The following is a 7,250-nucleotide window of genomic DNA, read 5'->3' on the forward strand; positions in this document are numbered from 1 at the left end:
GCACTACACAGCACAAGCCCAGACGTTATATTTAAAATGGCCTACACCTCTATGCGATCTTGAGCCACCAGCAAGGCCATAAAATCGTCAGTGGTGTTAATCTCAAGATCCACCTTCATAAAATCAGCCATGGCATACACGCTAGCATTAACATTTTGATCGCTATCAATCGCCATACTCATTCGCTCAGCCATGCGCCTAAACTGTAATTTTTGTTGAGTTAAGGTTTGCAAAGCCGCAGCCTCAAAAGCATCGGTGTTTTCTTTAATTTGACGAATGCGAAACTCGAAAATTTCTTTCACCCGTGCAGCGCGCTTTTCGTCTTTTACTGAAAACAAATCCATCTTGTCCAGTAGCCAAACCACCACGGTCGATGCGATACCAGTAAACATCACCATCACAACATCAGATAACACATCGCCAAAAGGTAACTTGTTAATAAAGCCCAGCACAGACTCTTCAAAAGCAAAGCCAATATAGGTCACCACAGTACTGGCAAGTAACTTGGTTATGGCATCCGCTTTCTCGGCTCCAGATGATTCCCCCAGCAAGATTTTGATTGATGCTAGAATGGCATTAAAGCCTTCTGTGATAATTTTCAACGCTTTTTTCAATATGCCAACAAACATATCGACAATGGCATTGACCAGGTATTTAACAAAGTTCATCGCGGCATCTTTGAAACTGCCCAAGCTGATATTCATTAAATTACGAGTAATGTATTTAAGCGCTCGTTTCATTCTAAATGAGAATGCATCCATGCTTGATGAGCAACCAGTATCATGCGTAATGCCATTCTGAAACATGTCTTTTAGTTCAAAACTCACGGCCTTGACCACCAAAATAATCAGCTCACCAATACCTGCATCAACCAGCTCATCTTTGGCTTTCGAACCCGCTTTAAGCGCCTCGCCTTTTACCAGTTTAGTGTCTGCGGTTAGTTTGTTTGCCACCTTTTGGTTCAGATGAGACTCTACTGCAGTACGCGCTTCAGACTCACGCGCTAACGCTTTATTCCAGGTGGCCTCATTAACGTGGGTTTCAAGACTCGCCAACGTTTTCTTTTCAGCCGCACTGAGTTTAGGCTTAGCTTTCAGGTTATCTCTTTTTTGCTTAAGATCGCTCCAGCTAGAGTCTAATTTTATTTTGTTGATTTTTTGGCTGACAACGTCAAAATTGTCAGCGCTACCCGCCGCGTCTCTTAGGTCGGCTACCGACAGTGCCTTGGACGAGCCATACTCATCAAAAATATGCTTTAACGGCAGGTTATGATCGTTATTATAGGTCCGTTCAACCGCATTTAACCCTTTAGCCTCAAGCTCATTCTTATAGCTTGTCGAGTTTCTGCGCAGCTGCTTACGCTCACCTCTATCATTAACCTCAAGTTCGCTGTATACCCTTTTTTTATCGGAGAAATACGCATCGGTATAAGCCGTTTTCTTACCCACATCCTCCATATAATTATCTGGAGTATGAGAGTCCGCATCTGCTTTGGTTCGAACATATTCACCTTTGTCATCTTGATGACTTTTGCTATCGGCGTCGAGTCGCTGCTTTTCAAACCGTTGGTCTTTTTCGGTGGTAGTAGAACCTAGGTAGTCAAAGTTATTTATCTCGCTCACCAAGCGAGTCGCAGTGATGCCACGCTGCTTTAACCCCAGCTTCTTTATGCACAGCAAGCCATCACAAAGGTTTAGTATCAGCGGCTTAACAAGCTCATCGGTAACATTACCGCCTTGCTCAAATTCATCATAAATCTGTGCCATCACAGCCAATGACTCACGCTGATCATGTAACTCCATGTTGATCAGTTGCTTACTCACCTGAAGCGGTGAGCAGCCCTGCAGCTCACTCAATACTTGCTCTGTGCTGATGACTGGCTGAGCATAGTCATTTTTTGTCGCCATTAATCAATCCTTTATGCGGCAATACCCTGAATAGATACCACTTTTTCAAATAAGACTTTGGCCTGTTGGTTATCTCCGGCCTTAACCTTGCCGCTCTCGGACAAGTAACCCAAGTTAGCCATTTGCTTAAGCACGATAGATAAATTAAACAACGCCTGAAACTCCTCAATATGAGCAATAGGGATCAGCCTGAAATCGAGTTTATGCGCAAAAATATCGCCTGATTGACTCATTTGTTTGTGTCGCTGAGTTTGAATACCATACTCAAAACGATCTAATAACTTACTGTAGTTACTAATCAAAACATCAAAGTATTCCACTACGTTATCAATCGATTTTGCCACAACTTTAAGCTGACGCAGGTGTGACTGCATTTTGGCAATTTCCTCATTAATACGCGCTTCTTCTTCCTGCACTTTAAGCAGAGTTTGCTTGGCTTTTTTACGCGAGTAAAAGCCCAGAGTCAGTACGTAAGAAGCCACTCGCACTAAATCAAATTTGTTAAAATCAATTAAAAATAGGTTTTCTCTTTGGCCAACCGACTCACTGGCTTTAACTTCAAGAATGGCATCACTAAACAATTCTTCAAACGGTTGCCCTTTAACCGTTACATTGTGTAAACGATTAGACAGTGAGATAAAACGACTAAACTGCACATCGTATATATCTTGCTTAAAACGGTTGATGGCACTGACTCTTTTGTCTATATCCGCGATGAGTTTAATACTCGACTTGTCATATTGTGTCTTTTTTTTGTCGTAACGCTCGGTTATCTCTTGATACAGTTGCTCAGCTTTATCAAAGGTGGTTTTGCCAGTAAAAGCGTTCCAGCACTTGGCGCCCTTTTCAACGACTTTATCGATGACCTTTCGGCCAACTTCAACCACCTTATCGACCATGTTGCTTATCTTGCTCGAGGCCCAGCTTCCAATCCGTCCAAACATAGATTAATCCTTCATAATAAGACTAAAACCTTCATGCACTAGGTCATTCATCGCCTCAACCCAGCGTTGTAGTCGCTTAAGCTCAAACTCTGCAATATCAAATGCGGCAGCCAGCTTGAGCATAAACTCAGTTTCACTTTCACAAAACTCATTATCAGCCAACACAATGCCAAATAACTCCACTAAAATAATCCGGCGGTTTTTCACCTCGCTCCGGGTTAATAGCTTAATGACGCCATCGATATCATCTTGTTTTTTCAGTTGATAACTTGGCATGCCACATTCATGGGTAAATGACTCGAAGATGGCTTTTTCTTGTTCTTTGTAGGTGCCGTTGAGCCCCATGGTGCAATAAGCCAGCTCCAGGAAATTTTTACGCTCTGCTACTGATAGTTCACTCAAATACATTAAGTCACCTTACTCTAATAAACTTTACTAATGGGTTCAGCTTGCTTGCCGTTGGCATCATAGGCGAATTCAACACGCTGGTTAATTTCGCCTGCAGCGTCATATAAATACTCAAAGCTCACTCGCTGCTGCTCATCATACTCAATGCCCTTAACCAGCTTGCCGTCATGATCATAAAACATCTGATATTTAAGCTGCTCGCCCAATAAAGTATCGCTACTGTGTTTTACGCCATTTTCGTAATATATCTGAGTCACTTGACCGCTGTGTTTATCTTCAACCTTAACAACTTTGCATTCGCCTAGGTGTTTAACAAAATCTTGGGTGTCGACGCTTAGCTCGGTATGTTGAGCGAGTTCATTAGTTAGCTCAACCAAATTTTGCACCCGCAAGTTTTGAATTAAGCCAGACAAGGTCTCTAAATTAGCTAACTGTTGCTGCTTGTAGGTAAACAGCAGTTTGTTAGATTCTTTACCAACTTCGACCTGAGCAAGCTTTATCGCTGTGTTCAGCTGACGGTTAGCTTCATTGACATGGTTTTGCATCTCACCATGATCACTGGCGAGCTGAGCTAAGACTTTCGTTAACGAATCCTGTAAGGCGGTGTTCAGCTGACGATTGGCTTCATTGACATGGTTTTGCATTTCTCCATGGTCACTGGCGAGCTGAGCTAAGACTTTCGATAGCGAATCCTGTAAGGCGGTGTCCAATTGACGGCGAGTTTCGTTAATGCTGGCTTGTGCTTCGTTATGGTTACTGCCCAGCTGAGTAACAATGGTCGATAAGGTTTGTTGCTGTAATGCTGCAGACTGGTTCGATACCAGCTTAAACTGCTCAACCAATGTCTGTAACTGGTTATACATATTGGTATTTTCAGTCTGCGTCTCTTGTAATTTAGTTAAAATAAGTTGATTAACTGCCTTAAATGATTGCAGGCTTTTATTTTGGTAAGTCTCGACAGCCGTGGTGATTTCAGCAACGCCTGTGTGGATTTGCGCTTGAACCAAATGAGGTATGGCTTCTACCGTGCTAGACAACAGTGCGTTGGCATCAGTGCTTTTCTGCAAAACATCCGCTTGCACAAGCTTGATTTTATTAAATAATATAACTTGGACGATAATGACCAAGAATCCCATTCCTACCGCCGCTAAAAGTACGTGCGTTAAACTGATTTCCATTGTTTTTCCATTCGTGACAAGTAAAAGACTGAGCATAAAGCCCAAAGAATAATTGGAATGAAGAGATCAAATCCAAAAATCCTCGATGAATAAATAACAGTGAGAGTCGGGATTTAATCAAACGCCATGGAAAAATGACGTAGCATAAATACAGCCCATATCCACTTTAAATGTGTATCGATATTCTACATTATTCATACGTGCAAAAGCGGACAACTACAAGGTAGAATGCCAAAAAAGTGATACAGGACAAGGAATAAGAAAAATAACCAACATTTTTTTACTGCGGAGTAAAGCCAATACCCTTTGCCTTTTTACACGAATAACTACCCAATATACGCCACGTGGCAGCCTCTTAGCACCGAATGCAACACTCAAGTTATCGGCAATAAAAAACACCAACTAAGCCGTAATTCAGCGCGGCTTAGGCGATAAAAAGCGATACATTAATAAAATTATCTATGCCTAATAGCAAAAGTCATTTAGGGTTGCTTATCAAGTTACTGTTATCGCTTTACTTTCCAATAGGTGTCACATTGAACAATACCAAAGGCAGTATTTATATGGTTGTTGCAATGGCTGCTTTTGCCATTGAAGACATGCTGATTAAGTCCGCAGCCGAAACCACCTCTTTAGGGCAAATTCTGGCGTTGTTTGGCCTCGGCGGCATGCTGATTTTTATGCTGCTAGCGTGGCGTAAAGGCCAAAAGATACTGCATCCCGCCATCATAACAACACCGATTTTAATCCGTGCAGTCTGCGAAGTGACTGGCCGCTTTACCTTTGCCCTAGCCATCACTCTCACTCCGCTATCGAGCGCCTCGGCAATATTACAAGCCACGCCGTTGATAGCCATGATAGGCGCGGCATTATTTTTTGGTGAACACGTAGGGGTTAAAAGATGGATTGCCGTACTTGTAGGGTTTATCGGGGTATTAATGATTATCCGCCCAGGACTCGCTGGGTTTGAAGTTAACTCACTACTCGCGGTCATCGCCACATTAGGCTTTGCCGGCCGCGATTTAGCCACCCGCGCAGCGCCGCCGGTGTTATCGAACATGCAACTTGGGGTATATGGTTTCTTTGTATTAATCCCTGCAGGTATCGCTATCCAGTTATATCAAAATGAACCAGCACAACTTAATACCACAGCATCGTTGCAAATCATCGGCGCGATTATTTTTGGCGTTGCAGCCTACAATGCCCTCACCATCGCCATGCGCGCTGGCGACGTATCGGTCATCGCCCCCTTTCGCTACACCCGTTTATTATTTGCCTTAGCGTTGGGCATATTCATATTTGGCGAATCACCCGATGTCATGACGCTACTCGGCAGCCTACTGGTTGTCGTCAGCGGCGTTTACACGCTCAGTCAAACACGTAAAAAAGTCAGTTCGAGGGTGGTGAATAGTGAAGCCTAATGGGCTGTGGGATTGAACAGGGTTTAGTTGTAGCACCAATTATCTTATGGCTTGTGGCCATTAAGATCATGGTGCTTCATTCTATGGTGAGAGTGAGGCACCAGAGGCTGACTCGTTTTTGACGAGGCTTGTTCGCTATTTTCTCGTCGTCCCGACGAATTTAATGAAGTCGAATTTAATGAAGTGGATCTGAGTGACATTTATCCAACTTTGGCGTCAGCGAAGTACCACGGCTTTGTATGGCCTTAGGCCACATAAAGCCAGAGTAACCATAACTATTCGACTTGACTGTGCTTTGCTTAATCCCCGTGATGGTTTACCGTTAAGCTTAATCGCCATTGCTCTGGAAAATCTTTCTGAATACGTGAATGGATAAACAGCGTTATCGCCATCGCTAACACTCCGCCCAGGCTAGCGAGAGCCATATCCTTATGCGCATCCCAAATGTCACCCTGGGTACCTAAATAGGCCATGCCAAGCTCGCCACCAAATACCTCAGCGGCGCCCCACTCTACTAACTCATATAACATCGATGTCGACATTATCAGGTTTAACGGTGTGAAATAGCTCCAAAAGCCTGTCACGCCAGCAATCTTGCAATACAAATCTCTCACTGGGTATGCCAGTAAGAAGCCGTATGCGAAATGAATTAATCGATCAAAGTTATTACGCTCCCAGCCCATATATTCATTAAGGCTAAAATTAAAATATGACTGCAGAAATTCATCATAGGGAACATTGGCATAAGTATAATGTGAGCCGATTTCATGCAAGCTCATAAAGACAAATATCAGGCTATAAGAAAGCCGCGATAATGGGCATTTTTTATAGGTGAACACCACAAAGATGGCAGAGAAGACAATTAATACATTCTCAAGCACCCAATCGGCTCGATTATAAGGGTTGATAGAAATAACAATAAATTCAATAACAAAGATGATTGAAAGCAATAAAAAATATCGTTTATGTTCCATAGTATGTTGGCCATTGTGAATTAAAGATATTTTATGGCTTGTAACGGCTGACTTGAGGCTTGCCTCTCAACATCACCTGCTAAACACAGATGAATAACGATAGTCACGGATGAATACCACTAAAAAATCTTAGGCAACAAACACCTACGACTCATAGATTACATTTATCACCGCGTCATTATTGATAATACGCTTTATTTTTATACAATAAACCCATACTGCAATATTTCAATGGCTAATGGTTTATTTAACACGACGTATCATCTCTGATTTTAAACAAGAATAAACCTTAACTCTTTACCTCAGTGTGGGCGAAACGCCATAAAATGAGTGGCCGTAGGCCATCAGCAAAAGCAAAACAAACACCTGGATCCCGGCTCAAAAGCATTGCCGGGATAATGAGATGGACCCACCCTTC

6 protein-coding genes are annotated in these 7,250 nt (G+C 42.7%); 1 reads left to right on the forward strand and 5 read right to left on the reverse strand.

Features of this window, described 5'->3' with window-relative positions; translation table 11 throughout:
• Positions 1-41 precede the first annotated feature (41 nt).
• The 4 genes from IEY42_RS16605 to IEY42_RS16620 are packed head-to-tail and all read right to left on the reverse strand — an operon-like array spanning position 42 to position 4,437.
• Entirely contained in the window at positions 42-1,907 is a 1,866-nt protein-coding gene (locus IEY42_RS16605; RefSeq protein WP_188926371.1) for a DNA repair protein, read from the reverse strand.
• Positions 1,908-1,918: 11 nt separating this feature from the next.
• A complete protein-coding gene (locus IEY42_RS16610) occupies positions 1,919-2,851 on the reverse strand; it encodes a DNA repair protein (RefSeq protein ID WP_188926373.1) in 933 nt (310 codons plus the stop codon).
• A gap of 3 nt (positions 2,852-2,854) precedes the next feature.
• Positions 2,855-3,259 carry a TerB family tellurite resistance protein gene (locus tag IEY42_RS16615; protein WP_188926375.1) on the reverse strand — a complete coding sequence of 135 codons (405 nt, stop codon included), beginning with the start codon at positions 3,257-3,259 and terminating at the stop codon, positions 2,855-2,857.
• A gap of 14 nt (positions 3,260-3,273) precedes the next feature.
• Positions 3,274-4,437: a hypothetical protein gene (locus IEY42_RS16620; RefSeq protein WP_188926377.1), complete on the reverse strand. Its 1,164-nt coding sequence runs from the start codon at positions 4,435-4,437 to the stop codon at positions 3,274-3,276.
• 536 nt (positions 4,438-4,973) lie between these two features.
• On the opposite strand from IEY42_RS16620, the gene IEY42_RS16625 reads away from it, so the two are divergent.
• Complete coding sequence (locus IEY42_RS16625) at positions 4,974-5,858, forward strand: DMT family transporter (protein WP_229780121.1); 885 nt, start codon at positions 4,974-4,976, stop codon at positions 5,856-5,858.
• A gap of 299 nt (positions 5,859-6,157) precedes the next feature.
• Here IEY42_RS16625 and IEY42_RS16630 read toward each other — a convergent pair whose 3' ends face one another.
• Positions 6,158-6,832: a DUF2238 domain-containing protein gene (locus tag IEY42_RS16630; protein WP_188926379.1), complete on the reverse strand. Its 675-nt coding sequence runs from the start codon at positions 6,830-6,832 to the stop codon at positions 6,158-6,160.
• Positions 6,833-7,250: the final 418 nt, after the last annotated feature.

Origin of the sequence: Shewanella algicola (genome assembly GCF_014648035.1) — a bacterium.
GTDB classification, from domain to species: Bacteria; Pseudomonadota; Gammaproteobacteria; order Enterobacterales; family Shewanellaceae; genus Shewanella; species Shewanella algicola.

Bases quoted from the DNA above. Each gene is read 5' to 3' on its own strand.
- IEY42_RS16605 (WP_188926371.1), bottom strand. From the start codon at position 1,907: ATGGCGACAAAAAATGACTATGCTCAGCCAGTCATCAGCACAGAGCAA.
- IEY42_RS16610 (WP_188926373.1), bottom strand. From the start codon at position 2,851: ATGTTTGGACGGATTGGAAGCTGGGCCTCGAGCAAGATAAGCAACATG.
- IEY42_RS16615 (WP_188926375.1), bottom strand. From the start codon at position 3,259: ATGTATTTGAGTGAACTATCAGTAGCAGAGCGTAAAAATTTCCTGGAG.
- IEY42_RS16620 (WP_188926377.1), bottom strand. From the start codon at position 4,437: ATGGAAATCAGTTTAACGCACGTACTTTTAGCGGCGGTAGGAATGGGA.
- IEY42_RS16630 (WP_188926379.1), bottom strand. From the start codon at position 6,832: ATGGAACATAAACGATATTTTTTATTGCTTTCAATCATCTTTGTTATT.